At 73.9% G+C, this 17,302-nt stretch carries 16 protein-coding genes; 6 read left to right on the forward strand and 10 right to left on the reverse strand.

The window, feature by feature from the left end; all coding sequences use genetic code 11:
- Positions 1-72: 72 nt before the first annotated feature.
- Complete coding sequence (locus tag HJG45_RS20855) at positions 73-2,070, forward strand: DUF4139 domain-containing protein (RefSeq protein WP_171614668.1); 1,998 nt, start codon at positions 73-75, stop codon at positions 2,068-2,070.
- 303 nt (positions 2,071-2,373) lie between these two features.
- Here the strand turns inward: HJG45_RS20855 and HJG45_RS20860 are convergent, their stop codons facing one another.
- The 8 genes from HJG45_RS20860 to HJG45_RS20895 all read right to left on the reverse strand — a co-directional run bounded on the left by HJG45_RS20860 (position 2,374) and on the right by HJG45_RS20895 (position 9,782).
- Positions 2,374-3,384 (reverse strand): D-2-hydroxyacid dehydrogenase, encoded by a 1,011-nt coding sequence (locus tag HJG45_RS20860; protein ID WP_171614670.1) that lies wholly within the window; start codon positions 3,382-3,384, stop codon positions 2,374-2,376.
- A 14-nt stretch (positions 3,385-3,398) separates the two neighbouring features.
- On the reverse strand, positions 3,399-4,187 hold the full coding sequence (locus tag HJG45_RS20865) for a class II aldolase/adducin family protein (protein WP_171614672.1): 789 nt from the start codon (positions 4,185-4,187) through the stop codon (positions 3,399-3,401).
- A 16-nt stretch (positions 4,188-4,203) separates the two neighbouring features.
- Positions 4,204-5,094 carry an amidohydrolase gene (locus HJG45_RS20870; protein ID WP_171614674.1) on the reverse strand — a complete coding sequence of 297 codons (891 nt, stop codon included), beginning with the start codon at positions 5,092-5,094 and terminating at the stop codon, positions 4,204-4,206.
- 16 nt (positions 5,095-5,110) lie between these two features.
- The gene (locus HJG45_RS20875) at positions 5,111-5,902 is read right to left on the reverse strand and encodes an enoyl-CoA hydratase-related protein (protein WP_171614676.1); all 792 of its coding nucleotides are present in this window, start codon (positions 5,900-5,902) and stop codon (positions 5,111-5,113) included.
- Positions 5,903-5,980: 78 nt separating this feature from the next.
- The gene (locus HJG45_RS20880; protein WP_171614678.1) at positions 5,981-6,241 is read right to left on the reverse strand and encodes a hypothetical protein; all 261 of its coding nucleotides are present in this window, start codon (positions 6,239-6,241) and stop codon (positions 5,981-5,983) included.
- 59 nt (positions 6,242-6,300) lie between these two features.
- Complete coding sequence (locus tag HJG45_RS20885; RefSeq protein WP_368040648.1) at positions 6,301-7,779, reverse strand: ATP-binding protein; 1,479 nt, start codon at positions 7,777-7,779, stop codon at positions 6,301-6,303.
- A 26-nt stretch (positions 7,780-7,805) separates the two neighbouring features.
- Positions 7,806-8,486, reverse strand: a complete 681-nt coding sequence (locus HJG45_RS20890) for a response regulator transcription factor (RefSeq protein ID WP_171614680.1) — start codon at positions 8,484-8,486, stop codon at positions 7,806-7,808.
- 153 nt (positions 8,487-8,639) lie between these two features.
- Positions 8,640-9,782, reverse strand: coding sequence for a trypsin-like peptidase domain-containing protein (locus HJG45_RS20895; RefSeq protein WP_171614682.1), 1,143 nt, complete (start codon positions 9,780-9,782; stop codon positions 8,640-8,642).
- 421 nt (positions 9,783-10,203) lie between these two features.
- On the opposite strand from HJG45_RS20895, the gene phnC reads away from it, so the two are divergent.
- The 5 genes from phnC (at position 10,204) to HJG45_RS20920 (ending at position 14,879) form a co-directional block, all read left to right on the forward strand.
- The gene (gene phnC, locus HJG45_RS20900; RefSeq protein WP_171614685.1) at positions 10,204-11,004 is read left to right on the forward strand and encodes a phosphonate ABC transporter ATP-binding protein; all 801 of its coding nucleotides are present in this window, start codon (positions 10,204-10,206) and stop codon (positions 11,002-11,004) included.
- Positions 11,005-11,036: 32 nt separating this feature from the next.
- Complete coding sequence (phnD, locus tag HJG45_RS20905) at positions 11,037-12,020, forward strand: phosphate/phosphite/phosphonate ABC transporter substrate-binding protein (protein ID WP_171614687.1); 984 nt, start codon at positions 11,037-11,039, stop codon at positions 12,018-12,020.
- Positions 12,017-12,904, forward strand: coding sequence for a phosphonate ABC transporter, permease protein PhnE (gene phnE / locus HJG45_RS20910; protein ID WP_171614737.1), 888 nt, complete (start codon positions 12,017-12,019; stop codon positions 12,902-12,904). Before phnD ends, phnE (HJG45_RS20910) begins: the two co-directional genes overlap by 4 nt.
- The gene (gene phnE, locus HJG45_RS20915; RefSeq protein ID WP_171614689.1) at positions 12,901-13,734 is read left to right on the forward strand and encodes a phosphonate ABC transporter, permease protein PhnE; all 834 of its coding nucleotides are present in this window, start codon (positions 12,901-12,903) and stop codon (positions 13,732-13,734) included. Before phnE (HJG45_RS20910) ends, phnE (HJG45_RS20915) begins: the two co-directional genes overlap by 4 nt.
- Positions 13,735-13,877: 143 nt before the next feature.
- Positions 13,878-14,879 carry a tripartite tricarboxylate transporter substrate binding protein gene (locus tag HJG45_RS20920; protein WP_217362991.1) on the forward strand — a complete coding sequence of 334 codons (1,002 nt, stop codon included), beginning with the start codon at positions 13,878-13,880 and terminating at the stop codon, positions 14,877-14,879.
- Between the two features lie 25 nt (positions 14,880-14,904).
- Here HJG45_RS20920 and HJG45_RS20925 read toward each other — a convergent pair whose 3' ends face one another.
- Positions 14,905-16,326 carry an amidase gene (locus HJG45_RS20925; RefSeq protein ID WP_171614691.1) on the reverse strand — a complete coding sequence of 474 codons (1,422 nt, stop codon included), beginning with the start codon at positions 16,324-16,326 and terminating at the stop codon, positions 14,905-14,907.
- Positions 16,323-17,297 (reverse strand): nitronate monooxygenase family protein, encoded by a 975-nt coding sequence (locus tag HJG45_RS20930; RefSeq protein WP_174890531.1) that lies wholly within the window; start codon positions 17,295-17,297, stop codon positions 16,323-16,325. Before HJG45_RS20930 ends, HJG45_RS20925 begins: the two co-directional genes overlap by 4 nt.
- Positions 17,298-17,302 lie beyond the last annotated feature (5 nt).

Here is a 17,302-nt window from a genome sequence, read left to right on the forward strand (position 1 = left end):
ACCCGACCGGCAGCGCCACCTGTCCGGCGTAACCCTGCCCCGCTCCCGGGCGCCCCGTCCGACGAGGCCTGCATGCGTATCCTCCTGCTCCTCACCGCCCTTGCCCTGCCGGCCGCCGCGGCCGAGCTGCCGGTGCGGCGCGTCACCCTCTCCAATGCCGGGCTGATGCAGATCGAGTGCGAGGGTGAGCTCGCCGCCGATGCCGGCCTCGAGCTGCGCGCGCCGCTCGAGGCAGTGGACGACCTGCTGAAATCCATGCTGCTGCGCGACCCCGCCGGCCAGGTCCAGGAGGTGCGGCTAGCGGCGCAGGACCTCGCCGCCGAGGCCTTCCGCGGCCTGCCGCTGCGCCCGGCGGATTTCGAGAGCCGCGCCAGCCTGATGCGGGCGCTGCGCGGCCAGGTGGTGACGGCGGGCGACGTGACCGGCCGGCTGCTCGATGCCGAGGAGGGCGAGGCCGGCCTGCGGGTGACGCTGCTGACGGAGGCGGGGCTGCGCCTGCTGCTGCTGCGCGAGGGCGAGCAGCTCCGGCTGGCCGATCCGGCGCTCGCCGGCCAGCTCGCCCGCGCCGCCGATGCCCTCGCCGCCGGCCGCAGCGCCGATATGCGGCGCCTCTCGATCCGCATCATCGGCGCCACCGCGCCGCGCCGGGTCGGGCTCACCTATGTCACCGCCGCGCCGCTCTGGAAGCCCTCCTGGCGCCTGGTGTTGCCGCCAGAGGGTCAGGGCCAGGGCGAGGCACGGCTGCAGGGCTGGGCGGTGGTGGAGAACCATTCGGGCGCCGACTGGGAGGGGGTGCAGCTCACCCTCGTCTCCGGCAATCCGGCGGCCTATGCGCAGCCGCTCTACACCCCGGTGCAGCTGGCGCGGCCGGTGCTGCCGGTGCGCGGCGCGGCCCCGGTCACGGTCGAGCCGGATACCGGCCCACGGCCGGCGCCCCCCGCCCCACTGGCCGAGGCGATGGCCGATGCGAAGCGCTTCGAGCGGAGCGCCGCGCCGGCCGCCGCAGCGGCGGCCCCGCCGGTGGCGGCGCTCGCCGAGGCCGCGGTCGAGGCCTCGCCGGGACGCATCGCCTTCGCCCTGCCCGGCCCCGTCACCATCCGCGGCGGCGAAACCGCCAACCTTCCCTTCCTCGACACCCGCCTGCCGGCCGAGCGGCTCTGGTGGGTGCAGGACCTCGCGGCGCGGCACCCGCTCGACGCCGTGCGGCTGACCAATGCGAGCGGCCATGTGCTGCCCGACGGGCTCGCCGCGCTCTACGGCGCCACCAGCGGGACGGAGGCCGGCGCCTGGCTCGGCGATGCCGAGCTGCGCGCCGTGGCGCCGGGCGAGCAGCGCCTCCTCGCCTTCGCCCGCAACCGCGACCTGCAGCTGTCGCAGGCGGCGGAGACGAGCGAGCAGCCGCTGCGCGTCGATGTACGGCGCAACCTGGTGGAGGTGGCGCTGGCGCGGCGCGAGGCCGTGGCGCTGGCGGTCGATCCGCAGGGCGCCCGCGGCCGCATGGTGATCGACCTGCCACGGCGGGAGGGGGCGAAGCCGCTCTTTCCCGTGGCCGCCGAGGGAGAGTTCGGCCTGCGCACGGAGACGCTGCTGGACGGCGCCGCCGCCACCCTGCGCTTCGCCTGGGAGCGGGAGGCGGTGCAGCGGGTGACGCTCTGGGACCCAGGCCTCGGCGATCCGGAGGTGCTGCCCTGGCGCGGCCTCGACCTGGAGCAGGGCCTGCGCCGCCTGCCCGGCGGCCCCGGCAGCCTCGAGACCCTGCAGGCCCTGCTGCAGCGCCTGCCCGCCGACGCCCCTGGCCGCGAGCGGCTGGCGGGGCTGGTCGCGGCGCTGGCCGAGGCGCGCCGGCTGCTGGAGAGGGCGCGCGGCGCCATCCGCGGCGCCGTGGTGGCGGAGGCGGCGCTCGATCGCGCCCGCGCCGCGGTCGAGGACCGCAGCGGCCCGGCGAAGGAGGAGGCGCGGCGGCAGCTCAACGCGGCAAGCCTCGCCGCCGGCCGCGCCGGCGCCACGGCGGATGCGGCCTGGGAAGCCTGGCAGCGCGCGGCGCAGGCGGTGCGGGCGCAGACGGGCTAGAGAAATCCCCGCAAAACCGCTTCGCGGCTTTGCGGGAACCCCATGGAGTCCCCTCCCGCCCAAGATGCGTCACAGCCTGCCGCGGCGAAGCCGCGCCCAAGATGCGTCACAGCCTGCCGCGGCGAAGCCGCGCCCAAGATGCGTCACAGCCTGCCGCGGCGAAGCCGCGGCAGGGCGACGAGCAGCGGCGGTTTTGATAGGCGTTCCAAGGCGCGCCGCCTCAGGCCAGCGGCATGAATGGCCCATTCATGCCGGGCGCCCGAATGGGGGCCGTTGGTGTGTCAACATCAACGGCCGTTGGTATCATGCCACCGGCCGCGCCAGGTTGGCGAGCGAGGCGCCGGCGAGCCAGCGGCGGAGGTTGTCGCAGAAGATCGCCGCCACCCGCTCCGGCAGCCCGTCCGAGGCGGCGGCGCTGTGCGGCGAGACGATGACGTTCGGCAGCGCCCAGAAGGGGCTGTCGGGCGGCAGCGGCTCGGCCTCGAAGACATCGAGGAAGGCACCGGCGAGGCGGCCCTCCTGCAGCGCCGCGAGCAGCGCCGCCTCCGCCACCACGCCGCCGCGCGAGACATTCACCAGATGCGCCCCAGGCGGCAGCCGGGCGAGCGCCGCCGCATCGATCAGCCCGCACGTCGTCGTGGTGAGCGGGCAGGCGAGCAGCAGCCAGTCGGCGCGCGGTAGCCAGTCGGGCAGATTGGCGAAGCCGGCGGCCACGTCGAAGCCGTCAGGCAGGCCGGCAGCGGGGTCGCGCCGGATGCCGACCGTCCGCAGGCCGAAGGCCCGGCAGAGCCGCCCGATCTCCTGCCCGATCGGGCCGGTGCCGATGACGAGCGCCGTCTGCCCCTCGAAGGCGCGCGGCTCGGCCGCGCCGTAGAGCGGTTCCCAGGCCCGGCGGCGCTGCGCCTCCATCACCCGCGGGAGCTGCCGGGCGAGGGCGAGCAACCCGGCGATGGCGGTCTGCGCCACCGCGATCGCGCTGGCGCCGGCGCTGTTGGTCAGCAGCAGCCCGCGTCCCAGCATGGCCTGGTAGACGGCCATGTCGGTGCCGGCGGAGAAGGTCTGCACCCAGCGCAGGCTTGGCAGCGTCTGCAAGAAATCGGTGAAGCGCAGGAAGCGCGGGGTCAGGCGGTGGCGGGTACCGCCGAGGAAGAGGTCGCGGGTGACGAAAGCGATCTCCGCCCCGGCCGCCGCCGGCAATGGCCCCTCCGGCGGCACCGGGATCAACCGGGCGGTCGGCGCCGCGGCGCGGATGCGCGCGCCGTGCCGCGCCGCCGCGACATCCGAGAGCAGGATGCCGGGCGCCGCGCCGGCCATGGCAGCCGCCGCGCTCAGTCGCGGTAGCTCGGATCGATGCGGTCGAGCTTGCGCAGCAGCGCCGGCCAGTCGAGCACGCCGAAGGGCCGGCGGACATGCGGCTGGTAGTTCATGTAGGTCTTCTCGACCACCTCGGGCGGCACAGCGATCATCGGGCTGTTGCAGGACATCGCCGCGATCTGCGTCTTGCAGGAAAGCTCGAGGCGATGCAGCGCGTTGAAGGCCTCGGGGATGGTGCGGCCGACCGTCAGCAGGCCGTGATTGCGCAGGATCATGGCGTTGTTGTCGCCGAGGTCGCGCACCAGCCGCTCCTGCTCCGACAGGTCGAGCACCACGCCGTTGAAGTCGTGGTAGCTGACATGGGCGAAGCGCATGCTGGTCTGGGTGTTCGGCAGCAGCCCGCATTCCAGCGTCGAGACCGCCATGCCCGCCCAGGTGTGGGTATGCGCGACGCAGGCGAGGTCGTGCCGCGCCCGGTGGATCGCCGAATGGATGACGAAGCCCGCGCGGTTGACACCGTATTGCTGCCCGCCGGGGAAGTCCGGCGCCAGCAGCACGTTGCCGTCATAGTCGATCTTCATCAGCGAGGAGGCGGTGATCTCCTCGTAGAGCAGGCCATAGGCGTTGATCAGGAAGGCGTCCTCGCCCGGCACGCGGACGGAGACGTGGTTCGCGATCAGGTCGCTCATCTGGTAGAGATCGACCAGCCGGTAGCAGGCGGCGAGGTCGACGCGCGCCTGCCACTCCTCCGGGCTCACCTTGTGGCGCAGGGAGGGGACGCGCCAGGTCATTCCATCAAGCATCGGGACTGTCCTTCCGTCAGAAGCCGTAGAGCCTGGCCGGGTTGTCCACCAGCACGGCCCGCAATGTCGCCGCATCCGGGCACCATTCGCCGAGCTTGTCGGCCAGTGCCGCATCCTCGGACATCACCCGGTCGAAATAGGCGATGTGCGGCCAATCCGTGCCCCAGACGCAGCGCGCGGCATTCGCCGCCAGCAGCGCCCGGGCATAGGGATCGGCCGCGGACCAGGGCGCCTCGCCGCCGGTGATCCGGTCGGCGCCCGAGATCTTGGTCCAGGCCCGCCCGTCGTGCAGCAACTCGCAGAGCAGGCGGAAGCCGGGATGCTCGGGCGTGTCCTCGCGCGTCGAGATGCGGCCCATATGGTCGATGACGAGCTCCATCCCGTGCCGCTTCAGCGCCGGCAGGGCCTCGGCGAGGTCACGGGCATGGATCCAGATCTGCAGGTGCCAGCCGCGCTCCCGCAGCCGCGGGCCGAGCGCCTCCAGGCTCTCCATGCCGACGCCGTTGCGGTAGGTGCGCTCGCCGCCCGCGCCGCGCAGCAGGTTGAGCCGCAGCCCGCGCACCCCGGCCTCGGTCATCGCGTCCAGCCTCCGGTCGTCGGTCTCCGGCGGCAGCACGGCGACGCCGCGGAAGCGATCCGGATGCCGCCGGAGCGCGTCCAGCATCGCCGCATTGTCGGTGCCCTGGGCACTCGCGGTGACGATGACGCCACGCGCGAAGCCGAGCCCGTCGAGATGCGCGAGGAAGGCCTCCACCGGCGCCTCGACGGGCGTGTAGCTGCGGTCGGCCGCGAGCGGGAAGCGGTCATAGGGGCCGAAGACATGCACATGGCTGTCGCAGGCGCCGGGCGGCACGGCGAAGCGCGGGCGCCGGCCGGGGGGCAGGTAGGGGAGGCAGGGGCGGGTCATGGCGGCGCGCCTCCCCTCACCGGCCCTGGAAAGCCGGCTTGCGCTTCGCGGCGAAGGCGGTGGTCGCCTCGCGGTAGTCCTCGGTGCCGCTGACCACGCCGACGCAGCTCGCGGCGAAGGACAGCGCCTCGGGGAAGCTGCTCGAGGCGCCCTGGCGGACCATGCGCTTCATCAGCCGGATGGCGACCGTCGGGCCGCTGGCCAGCCGCTCGGCCACCGCCATGGTGTGCGGCAGCAGCTCGGCATCCGGCAGCACCTTGTTCACCAGGCCGATCCGCTCCGCCTCCTGCGCCGAGACGAAATCGCCGGTCCAGAGCATCTCGAGCGCCTTCGGCGTGCCGATCAGCCGCGGCAGCATCCAGGCGCCGCCATCGCCGGCGACGAAGCCGACCTTGATGTAGCTCTCGGCGAAGCGCGCGCTCTCGGCGGCGAAGCGGAGGTCGCCCATCAGCGCCATGTCCATGCCGGCGCCGGTCGCCGCGCCGTTCACCGCGACGAGATAGGGCTTGTCGAGCTCCAGCACCGTCAGCGGGATGCGGTGGACGTGGTCGGTCAGGTATTTCGACCGGTCCCAGGGCCCCTGCCCCGCGGCGGCGTTGCGTGCCATGCGCTTCACGTCGCCGCCCGAGCAGAAGATGCGGCCGGCGCCGGTCAGCACCACGGCGCGGATCGCGTCGTCGGCGATGCATTCGCGCAGCGCCCGCTCCCAGTCGGCGAGCATCTCGAGGGTGAAGGCGTTGCCGCTGTCGGGCCGGTTGAGGGTGATGACGGCGACGCCGCCCTGCCTCTCGAACAGCAATTCGCTCACATCGCTTCCCCCGGGACCGTGGCGAGCTTAGGCACGGTGGGGAGGCGCCTCAAGCCGGCCCGGGCGGCCGGCCGGCGGTCACTGCGAGGCCATCGCCGCGCGCACCGCGCGCCGCAGCTTGGCGATCCCGGTGCGGACATGGCCGGTGCCGCAGAGCCGCTCGCCCTCGGCCGCGAGCGAGCGCGAGGGCTCCCGCTTCGCCGCCGGCAGCTCGGCCAGGCGCAGGACGAGGCTGTTGCAATACTCGGCCGTGTCCGTGGTCACGCGCGGGCTCGGTTCCGCCGCGGCGGAGAGCACGAGCGACAGCAGCAGCGTGGGCGGCGCCAGGATGGAGGACATCAGCCCGGACAGTGCCGCCTGCCTGCTCAAGATGCCGTGGGCAGGAGATGACGCTTCGGTCATGCCCGCGGCAGCCGGATCACCGCCCGCAGGCCCGGCCGCGCGCGCGCCGGCGCCGCATCCTCGAGCACCACCTCGCCGCCATGCAGATGCGCCACGGCGCGCACCAGGGAGAGGCCGAGCCCGGAGCCCGGCGTCGCGCGCGCCTTGTCGGCGCGGAAGAACCGCTCGCCGGCATGGGCGCGGTCCTCGGGCGAGAGGCCGGGCCCGTCATCGGCCACCATCACCTCGATCCCCGCCGGGGTCTGGCTGGCGGCGAGCGTCACCGTGCCGCCGGGCGGGGTGAATTTGATCGCGTTGTCGAGCAGGTTCGCCACCGCCTGCAGCAGCAGGTCGCGGTCGCCGACCAGGTCGAGCCGTTCCGGCAGGTCGGTCAGCATCCGTTGGCCGCGCGCCTCGGCTGTCGCCTCGTAGATCTCCGCCGCATCCGCCAGCACATGCGCCAGGTCGAAAGGCGCGAAGGCGGCGCGGCGCGCCCCGGCCTCGGCCTCGGCGATGCGCAGCAGGGCCTGGAAGATGCGGCTGATGCCGTCGAGATCGGCGATGCCCTGCTCCACGGCGGCCTGCAGCGATTCCTCGTCCGCCGAGGTCGCTAGCGCATCCTCGAGCTTGGCGCGGGCGCGCGCGATCGGCGTGCGCAGGTCGTGCGCGATGGCGTCAGAGACGCCGCGCACCCCCTCCATCAGCGAGGCGATGCGGTCCAGCATCGCGTTCAGCGTCTGCGCCAACCGGTCGAACTCGTCGCCGCGGCCAGAGATGGCGACACGCGAGGCGAGGTCGCCGCCGGCGATGGCGGCGGTGGTGGCGAAGACCGGCCGCATCCGGGCCTGCAGCGCGTGCCGGATCAGCCAGGCGCCCATCAGGGCGAAGACCAGGACGGCGCCGGAGGCCCAGACCACGCCCTCGGTCAGCAGCCGGCGCAGCTCGCTGCGCTCGGTCTCGTCGCGCCCGACCAGCAGCCGCAGCCCCGGCAGCTCCAGCCGGTGCAGCCGCGCATCCACCGCGATGCCGTCATGGATCACCCGGGTGCGGAACCAGGGCACGCCGTCCGTCTGGCCACGGGGCCAGCTGTCGAGGTTGCCGGCGATGCGCCGCACCCCCTCGGCATCCATGAGGAGGTAGATCGATTCGTTCTCGACATCGACCGCGAGCCGCTCGTCGATCGCCTCCGCCAGGCCCGAGGTGCCGGCCTCGCGCCAGCGCTCGGCCAAGGCGATCGCATCGGCGCGGATCGCGGCATCGGTCTGCCGGTCCAGCGCCCCGGCGGTCGCCCACCACAGCACGGCGACCAGCGCCACGGCGGCGATCGCGAACATCGCGGCGAAGAGCGCGGCGAAGCGGAAGCCGGCGCTCTTCAGCAGCCGCGGCGGCCCGGCAGCGAGGCCCGGCGACCCGGTCCGTCCGGCCGGCTTGCCGGCCGCGCCGCCCGGGCGGCGCGGCCGGACGAGCCGGCCCACCGGGAAGGTCGGGTCGCTCACCCGAGGCGCCGGCGCGGGGTCCCGCCTCAGGGCTCGGCCCGGATCATGTACCCGGCGTTGCGGACGGTGTGGATCAACGGCCGGTCGAAGCCCTTGTCGAGCTTCTGCCGCAGGCGCGAGACATGCACGTCGATGACGTTGGTCTGCGGATCGAAATGGTAGTCCCAGACCTTCTCGAGCAGCATGGTGCGCGTGACCACCTGCCCGGCATGCCGCATCAGATGCTCGAGCAGGCGGAATTCCCGCGGCTGCACGTCGATCCGCTTGCCCGCCCGCATGACGGTGCGCGAGAGCAGGTCGAGCTCGAGATCCGCGACCCGCAGCTTGGTTGCCGGCGCGTCCACCGAGGGCCGGCGGCCGAGCGCCTCGACCCGCGCCAGCAACTCGGCGAAGGCGAAGGGCTTGGTGAGGTAGTCGTCGCCGCCGGCCTTCAGGCCCTTCACCCGCTCATCCACCGCCGAGAGCGCCGAGAGGAACAGCACCGGGGTGCGGTTGCCCTGGCTGCGCAGCGTCTCGACCAGGCGGACGCCATCCACGCCCCCCGGCAGCATGCGGTCGAGCACCAGCATGTCGAATTGCTCGGAGGCGGCGAGGAACAGCCCGTCGCGGCCATTGGTCGCGTGCTCCACGGTGTGGCCGGCTTCCTGCAGGCCCTTGCGCACGAAGCGCGCGACCTCGGCATCGTCCTCGACCAGCAGAATCCGCATCGTTTTCCTGTCCCTGCCCAGCGCGGCGAAGGCCTGCCCGCGGCCATTGCGCCTCTTCTGCCTCCGAACCGGCTTGCGGCCAATTGTTGGGCAGATTGCTTCTACACCATCCGGGCGGTCCCGGTCCGGGGCCTGCGCGCCGGCGGGGGTCGCTCAGCCCGCGCCGCCGGGCCGCCGCCCCACCTGCACCGACAGCTCGCGCTCCCGCCCTTCCCGCACCACGGTGAGGCGCAGGGTCTGGCCGGGCGGCACCGCCGCCACGGTGCGCACCAGGGCGCGCGAGCTCTCGATCCGCTCGCCATTGATGGCGACGACGATGTCGTTCTGCCGCAGCCCGGCGCGGCTGGCCGGGCTGTTGCGCTCGATCCCGGCGATCAGCACGCCGCGATGGCTGCCCCGCCCCTCATCCGACAGCAGGTCCTGCACCGAGACGCCGAGCCAGCCCCGCTCCACCCGGCCATCCCGGCGAAGCTGCTCGATCACCGGCCGCGCCAGGTCCGAGGGGGTGGCGAAGCCGATGCCGGCGGAGGCGCCGGAGGGCGAGTAGATGGCGGTGTTGATGCCGATCACCTCGCCGGCGGCGTTGAACAGCGGCCCGCCGGAATTGCCCGGGTTGATCGCGGCATCGGTCTGGATGAAATCGTCGAAGGGCCCGGCGCCGATCTCCCGGCCGCGGGCGGAGATGATGCCGGCGGTGACGGTGCCGCCGAGGCCGAAGGGATTGCCAGCCGCCAGCACCCAGGAGCCGACCCGGGCGGCGGCGGAGGAGCCCCAGGAGACGCTCGTCATCGGCGTGCGCGGATCGACCTTCAGCAGGGCGAGGTCGGTGAGGTCGTCGGTGCCGACGACGCGGGCCTGCAGCTCCGAGCCATCCTGCAGCGCCACCACCACCTTGCTCGCATTCCCGACGACGTGGTTGTTGGTGACGATGTAGCCGGCCGGGTCGATGACGAAGCCGGAGCCGGCCCCCTGCACCTCCTGCCGGCGGTTGCGCATGCGGTCCCGGAAATAGCGCTCGAACGGCGTGCCGCGCAGCTCGGGCGGGATCTCGGCGCGCTGCTCGGAGGTGACGGCGATGTTCACGACCGCCGGCTGCACCCGCTCGGCGAGATCGGCGAAATCCGGGATCAGGCCACGCTGCGCCGCTGCCGGATGCGGCGCGCAGGCCGTCAGCGGCAGCAGGGGGCAGGTCAGGAGGAGGGCGGCAAGCAAGCCGAAGCGGCAGCGCGGCGAGGCGGAAGACAGGATGGCGATCCTCGGGTCAGGGTGCGCCGGGTCCCGCGGGACGGGGCGCATGGGCCGTCATCCTGAGCGGATGGATGCGTTCCTTCAACCTCTCAGTCCGGGGCGGGCCGCGGCCGGCCGGGCCCGGACCATGATCCAGATGCCGGTCAGCGCGCGAGGGATGAAGACGTCTTGGTTGCACTCCCCCCGATAGCCCCCCCTCCGCGGGCCGCTCGACCAAGCTGGCGACGCTGCGCATCCCCGGCATGCCGGCCGAGCCCGGCCGCCGGGGCGGATAGCGCCACCAGGCCACCGCGCCCCGGCATTGCTATAAGCGCCTTCGATGCGGGCCCCCACGGGGCGCCCGCTAGAGCAGATCGCGGGAGGGCGTGAACGCCCGGACGCGCGACTCTGCCCTGAAAACAACAGGCTGCGGCGGAGCAGCGTTCACTTTTGAACGCAACCCGCTGCAGGGATCCGGGCCGGAGGCGCGATGCTGGAATTGCGGGGGCTGACGCGCCGCTTCGGCACGGTGGTGGCGGTGGATGCGGTCAGCCTCGCCGTGCCGGCGGGGCAGATGCTCGGCATCATCGGCCGCTCCGGCGCCGGCAAGTCGACGCTGCTGCGGCTGGTGAACCGGCTGGTCGAGCCGAGCGCCGGCCAGGTGCTGCATGACGGCGTTGACGTCACGGCGCTGCACGGCCGGGCGCTGCGCGGCTGGCGGCGCGACTGCGCCATGGTCTTCCAGCAATTCAACCTGGTGCAGCGGCTCGACGTGCTGACCAACGCGCTGCTCGGCCGGCTCGCCTACCAGCACGGGCTGCGCCGCGCGCGGGTCCTGCTCACCGGTGGCTTCCCGGCGGCTGAGCGGGCGCGGGCGCTCGCCATGCTCAATCGCTTCGGCCTGCTGGCGGTGGCGCTGCAGCGGGCGGAGACGCTCTCGGGCGGCCAGCAGCAGCGCGTCGCCCTCTGCCGCGCCTTGCTGCAGGCGCCGCGGCTGATCCTCGCCGACGAGCCGATCGCCTCGCTCGACCCGGCCAATGCCCGGCTGGTCATGCAGGCGCTGCGGGAGGCGAACCGCGCCGAGGGCATCAGCGTGCTGGTCAACCTGCACCATCTCGAGACCGCGCGCGCCTATTGCGACCGGATCGTCGCCATGCAGGCCGGCCGCGTCGTCTTCGACGGGGCGCCGAGCGAGCTCGACGCGGCGCGGCTGCGGGCGATCTACGGCCTGACGGAGGCCGAGCTCGCCGCCGAGGCCGAGGCTGCCGCGGCCCGGCCGGCGATGGCATGATCGGGCGACGCCTTCCGAGAGGACTCCCCGGCATGCCCAAGCGTCGCGCCCTCGCCGCCCTGCTCGCGCTCCCCCTCGGCCCCGCTTTCGCCGCGCCCACGCGGGCGCGGCGCAGCGCTGATCCCGATATCACCTTCCCTCCGCCGGGGCCGCGGCCCTGGGGGGCGCAGATGAAGCAGATCCGCATCGGCCTGCTCGGCGGCGAGAACGAGGCCGACCGGCTGGGCCGGTTCGAGGACTACCGGGCGCTGCTGGAGGCGACCTTCAAACTGCCCGCCCGGCTCTACCCGGCCAGCGACTATGCCGGGGTGATCCAGGCCTTCGGCGCGCAGCAGCTCGACATCGCCAACATGTCCCCGGCCGCCTATGCCGCCGCCTGGCTCGAGACCAATGGCGGCGTCGAGCCGCTGCTGACCACCGAGGAGGCGGACGGCTCGATCAGCTATGTCGCGGTGATGCTGGCGCGGGCGGATAGCGGCATCACCTCGCTCGCCGAGATGCGCGGCAAGGCGATGGCCTGGTCCGACCCGAATTCCGCCAGCGGCTACCTCATCCCGCGTTTCGCGCTGCGCCGACAGGGCATCAATCCCGAACAGTATTTCGGCCGCACCGGCTTCGCGGGCGGGCATGAGCAGGCGATCATCGCCGTGGTGCAGAAGCAGTACGACGCCGCCGTCACCTGGGCCTCCGGCCAGGGCGACGTGAATGCCGGCTACACCCGCGGCACCTTGCGGGCGATGGTCGAGAAGGGCCTGCTGGACATGCACCAGTTGCGGGTGATCTGGACCTCCGACCCGATCATCAACGGGCCGCAGACCGTGCGCAGCGCGCTGCCGGACGGGTTCAAGGAGGATATGCGGCTGTTCCACCTCGCTTTGCCCCGGGCGCATCCGGACATCTACCGGCAGATCGAGCGCGGCGGCGGCGCCGGCTACCGCGAGGTCACGCATCAGGACTACGTCTTCATGATCGAGATGCGCAAGCAGGAGGCGGCGGAGCGCCGGCGGCGCCACTGAGCGCCAGCAGCACCGCGACGGCGCTCGCCGGGGCCGAGGCGACCTGGCGGGCGGCGCGGCGCGCCCGCCTCGGCCGGACGCTGCTCGGCCTCGCCCTGCTGCTCGCCTGCCTGCTCGTTGCCGCCTGGGTGAGCGAGGTGCGGCCGGCGACGCTCGCCGCGGGCCTGCCGCGGGTGGGCGAGTATTTCGGCAAGATCCTGCCCACCCTGCGCTGGCCGGTCCTGTTCGCCGGCAGCGAGACCGAGGGCAGCCTCGCCGCCTGGTTCTACCGACTGGATTCCTGGGCCTGGCTGCTCTTCGAGACCGCCAACATGGCGGCGCTGGCGACGCTGATGGGCGCCGGCGCGGCACTGCTGCTCGCCTTCCCCGCGGCGCGCAACCTCGGCGCCGGGATGCTGGCCCGCCAGCTCGCGCGCCGCGGGCTGGAAGCGATGCGCACGGTGCCGGAGATCGTCTTCGCCCTGATCCTGGTCTGGGCCTTCGGCGTCGGGCCGCTCGCCGGCATCCTGGCGATCGCGCTGCACACCGCGGGCACGCTGGGGAAGCTCTTCGCCGAGGCGATCGAGAATGCCGGGACCGGCGCCTGGGACGGCGTGCGCGCCGCCGGCGGCTCCTGGGCCCAGGCCTGCCGCTTCGCGGTGCTGCCGCAGGTGGCGCCGAACCTGTTGAGCTATGCCCTGCTGCGCTTCGAGATCAACCTGCGCGCGGCCAGCGTCATCGGCTTCGTCGGCGGCGGCGGCATCGGCGAGGAGCTCTACACCGTCATCGCGCAGAATTACTACGAGGAGATCAGCGCCATCGTCCTGCTCATCCTCCTCTGCGTCGCCGCCATCGACCTGCTTTCCGAGCGGCTGCGGCACCGGCTGATCGGCGCGCCGCGGTGAGCGGGACAGAGGTCGCCGCCTGGCGCGCCCGGCTGCCGGAGGCCTTCGCACCGCCGCCGCGCCGCCGCCTGTGGCGGGCGCTCGTCGCCGCCGCCTTCCTCGCCTGGCTTGGCTGGGCGCTGGCGCAGTTCGGCTTCACCCCGGCGCGGCTCTGGCAGGGGCTCTCGGGCCTCGCCGCCATCCTGCGGCTGATGCTGCCGCCCTCGCCCGGCGCGCTCTGGGGCGACATCCTGCGCGGCCTGGCCGAGAGCGTCGCCATGGCGCTGCTGGGGACGGTCGTCGCGGCGCTGCTCGCCCTGCCGCTCGGCTTCCTCGGCGCCCGCAACCTGGTGACCGCGACGCTGCTGCGCTTCTCCATCCGGCGGCTCTTCGACGGCTTCCGCGGCATCGACCAGCTCATCTGGGCGCTGGCCTATGTGCGGGCCGTCGGGCTCGGGCCGCTGGCCGGCGTGCTCGCCATCGCCACGGCCGATATCGCGGTGCTGGCCAAGCTCTATGCCGAGGCGATCGAGGCGGTGGAGCGGCGGCAGGTCGAGGGCGTCGCGGCGGCCGGCGGCGGCTGGGCGGAGCGGCTGCGCTTCGGCGTGCTGCCGCAGGTGCTGCCGGTGATGCTGGCCCAGGCGCTGTACTTCTTCGAGAGCAATACGCGGGCGGCGGCCATCCTCGGCGTGGTCGGCGCCGGCGGCATCGGGCTGCAGATCGCCGAGCGCATCCGCGTCCGTGCCTGGGACGAGGTGGCCTTCATCATCCTGCTGATGATCGTGACGGTCGCCGCCATCGACTGGCTCTCGGCCTGGCTGCGGCAGCGGCTGATCGGCGGGCGGCGGTAAGCCTCCCTTCAGCCGGTCCGGGGCATGGCTGCGGCGGAATTCCTGCCGGCGGTCTCGGCAACGCGCCGGAACCGCGATAGGCAGGGCCCGGCCGGCGCCAGGATGCCGGCCGCCGACGACCGGGACGAAGGACAAGGGACAGCATGACCAGGACGAAGGACTCGATGCCGCGGCCGATCTCCCGCCGCGCGACGCTGGCGATCGGCGCGGCCGCCCTCGCCGCCCCTGGCCTCGCCCGCGCCGCCGGCTACCCTGACCGGCCGGTGCGCATCATCGTCCCCTACACGCCGGGCGGCACCACCGACATCGCCACCCGCCTCGTCGCCGAGCCGCTGTCCAAGGTGCTCGGCCAGCCCGTGGTGGTGGAGAACCGGCCCGGCGCCAACAGCATCGTCGGCGCCGCCGCGGCGGCGGCGAGCCCGCCCGATGGCTATACGCTGGTCACCGTGCTGCCGGCGCATGCGGCGAATGCGACGCTGCAGGCGGGGAAGATGCCCTTCGACCCGATCGCCAGCTTCGCGCCCCTCTCCCTGATGGTGACGGCGCCGCTGGTCCTCGCCGGCAGCAACAAGATCGCCGGCAAGACCCTGCGCGACTACCTGGACTACGCCCGGAAGAATCCCGGGAAGGTCAATTACGGCTCGAGCGGCATCGGCGCGACGGCGCATCTGGCGATGGAGTTGCTGAAGATCGACACCGGCGTGCAGATGGAGCACATCCCCTATCGCGGCACCCAGCCGGCGCTGCAGGACCTGATGTCCGGCAATATCGGCCTGCTCTTCGACACCTATTCGACGCTGAAGTCGCAATTCGAGGCCGGCACCATCCGCCCGCTCGGCATCGCCGCGGCGACGCGCACTGCCTTCGCGCCGGAGCTGCCGACCGTGATCGAGGGCGGCATCCCGGATTTCGTCGTCAGCTCCTGGTGCATGCTGCTCGCCCCCGCCGGCACGCCGGCCGAGCTCGTCACCCGCCTCTCCGCCGAGGTCGGCCGCATCGTGCGGGAGCCGGCCATGGCGGCCCGGCTGCAGGATCTCGGCTTCGTCGTGGAGGGCCGCGACCCGGCCGCGACGGGCACCTTCCTGCGCGCCGAGACCGAGCGCTGGGGCAAGGTCATCCGCACCGCCAACATCACGGTCGAATAGGAAGGCGAAGCGGCGGGGGCCGCGGTCAGGCCTCCCGCCCATCCGCCGCCGCGGGCGGCAGCGCCGGCCAGCGATCCGCCCAGGGCTGCGCCGCCTCCCACTGCGCCGCCATGGCGCAGAGCAGCCCGTCCGAACCCGCCGGGCCGACGAGCTGGAAGCCGATCGGCAACCCGCTCTCAGCCGGCTGGCAGGGCAAGGCGAGGCCCGGCAGCCCGGCCAGGTTGGCGAAATTGGTGAAGACCGCATGGCCGCGCGGCCCGACCGCCTCGCCGCCGATGGTGGCGGGCGCCAGTTGCTCCGCCGGCCAGGGCAGCGCCGCGGCGGCGGGCGTCAGGATCAGGTCCCAGGCCTGGAAGAAGCCGGCCATGCGGCGGCGGAAGGCGGCGATGCCGTCGATGGCGGCGAAGAGCGTCGCGGCCGGCAGGGCGCGGCCGGCCGCGGCCATCTCGCGCAGCATCGGCGCCTCCGGCTCGCCGCCCCGCGCCGCCAGCAGCCAGGCGAGGCCGGCCTGGCCGACGGGGCCGAACATCGCGCCCAGTTCCTCGGCGGTGAAGGGCGCCTCGCCCTCCTCCACCCCATAGCCGAGCGCGCCGAGCCGGGCGGCGGCGATGGCGGTGCTGGTGGCGATCTCGGGATCGACCGGATTGGCGCCGAAGCGCGGCACGAAGAGGATGCGCTGGCGCGGCGGCGCGGGCGGCACCGCGAAGCCCGGCAGGGCGCGGCTCGCCGGGTCGCGCGCATCGCCCGGCGCCAGCAGGGCGAGCAGCGCGACGAGATCGGCCGTGGTGCGGGCGATCGGCCCGATCTGCTCGAGATCGAGCAGGATGGCCGGCAGCCCGTCGCAGCGCGGCACCCGGCCGGGCGAAGGCTTCAACCCGACGAGGCCGGTATGCGAGGCCGGCCGGCGGATCGAGCCGCCGCCATCCGTGCCGAGGGCGAGCGGCCCGAGCCCGGCCGCGACGGCCGCGACCGCGCCGCCGGAGGAGCCGCCCGGCGTCAGCGCCAGGTCCCAGGGATTGCGCGTCGGGCCGAAGAGCCTGTTGTCGGTATAGCCTTGCAGGGTGAATTCCGGGACGTTGGTCTTGCCGAGCAGGACGAGGCCGCCGGCCCGGGCGCGCGCCACCGGCAGCTCGTCCCGCGCCGGCACGACGTCCCGGAAGAGCGGGCTGCCCCAGGCGCAGGGCAGGCCGGCCATGGCGATGTTGTCCTTCACCGTCAGCGGCACGCCGTCGAGCGGCGAGAGCGGCAGGCCGTCGCGCCAGCGCGTCTCGCTGGCCCGGGCGGCGGCGCGGGCGCCGGCCTCGTCGAGCGCGATGATGGCGTTCAGCCGCGGGTTCAGCGCGGCGATGCGGCCGAGCACCGCCTCCAGCGCCTCGACCGGCGAGAGGGCGCGGCGGGCGAAGAGCCGGGCCAGCGCCGTGGCGGAGAGCAGCGCCGGGTCGCTCATGCGAAGATCCCGCGCAACCGCCCGAGTCCCTCGGCCGCTTCCGCCGCCATGCGGCGCACCACCTCGCCCGCCGGCTCCACCGCATCGAACAGCCCGACGCATTGCCCGGCCCAGACATAGCTGCCGGCGAGATCGCCCTCATCCGTGCCGCGGGCGTTCAGCGCGCCGAGGATCATGGCGACGACCGCCTCCTTCGGCGCGCCGGCGGTCTCGGCGGCGAGGATCGCCTCGGCATGCGGGCTGCGCAGCACCCGGCCCGGCATGCCGAGGCTGCGCTTGATGATCATGGTGTCGCCCGGCGCGGCCGCGGCGAGGGCCTGCTTGTAGGCCGCATGCGCCTGCGCCTCGGCGGTGGCGACGAAGCGGGTGCCCATCTCGACCCCCTCGGCGCCGAGGGCGAGCGCCGCCAGCAGCCCGGCCCCGGTGGCGATGCCGCCCGAGGCAAGCACCGGGATCCTCACCGCCGCGACCGTGCGCGGGACCATGACCAGCGTCGTCTCGTCGGAGCGGCCGATATGCCCGCCGCCTTCGTAGCCGACGGTCGCCACCATGTCGGCGCCGGCCGCCTCGGCCTTCCGCGCCAGCTCGGGGCCGGCGGTCAGCACCAGCGTCTTCGCCCCCGCCTCCTGGCAGCGGCGGAGATAGGGGGCGGGGTTGCCGGCGGTGAGCGCGATGATGCGCACGCCCTCCTCCAGCGCCGCCTCCAGCCCCGGCCAGATATCCTGCCGGCCGATCGGGAAGTTCACCGCGAAGGGCTGCTCGGTCAGCGCCCGGCAGCGGCGGATCTCGGCCCGCAGCGCCTCCACCCCCTCCAGCCCGGCGCTGGCGATCTGCCCCAGCCCGCCGGCATTCGAGACGGCGGCGGCGAGCGGCGCGGTGGCGACGCGGGCGAGGCCGCCCTGGACGATTGGGTAGCGGATGCCGAGGAGTTCGGTGACGCGGGTCCGGATGGCGGGCGGGGTGTCTTGCATGAGGG

Origin of the sequence: Roseicella sp. DB1501, from assembly GCF_013112485.1 — a bacterium.
Classification (GTDB): domain Bacteria; phylum Pseudomonadota; class Alphaproteobacteria; order Acetobacterales; family Acetobacteraceae; genus Paracraurococcus.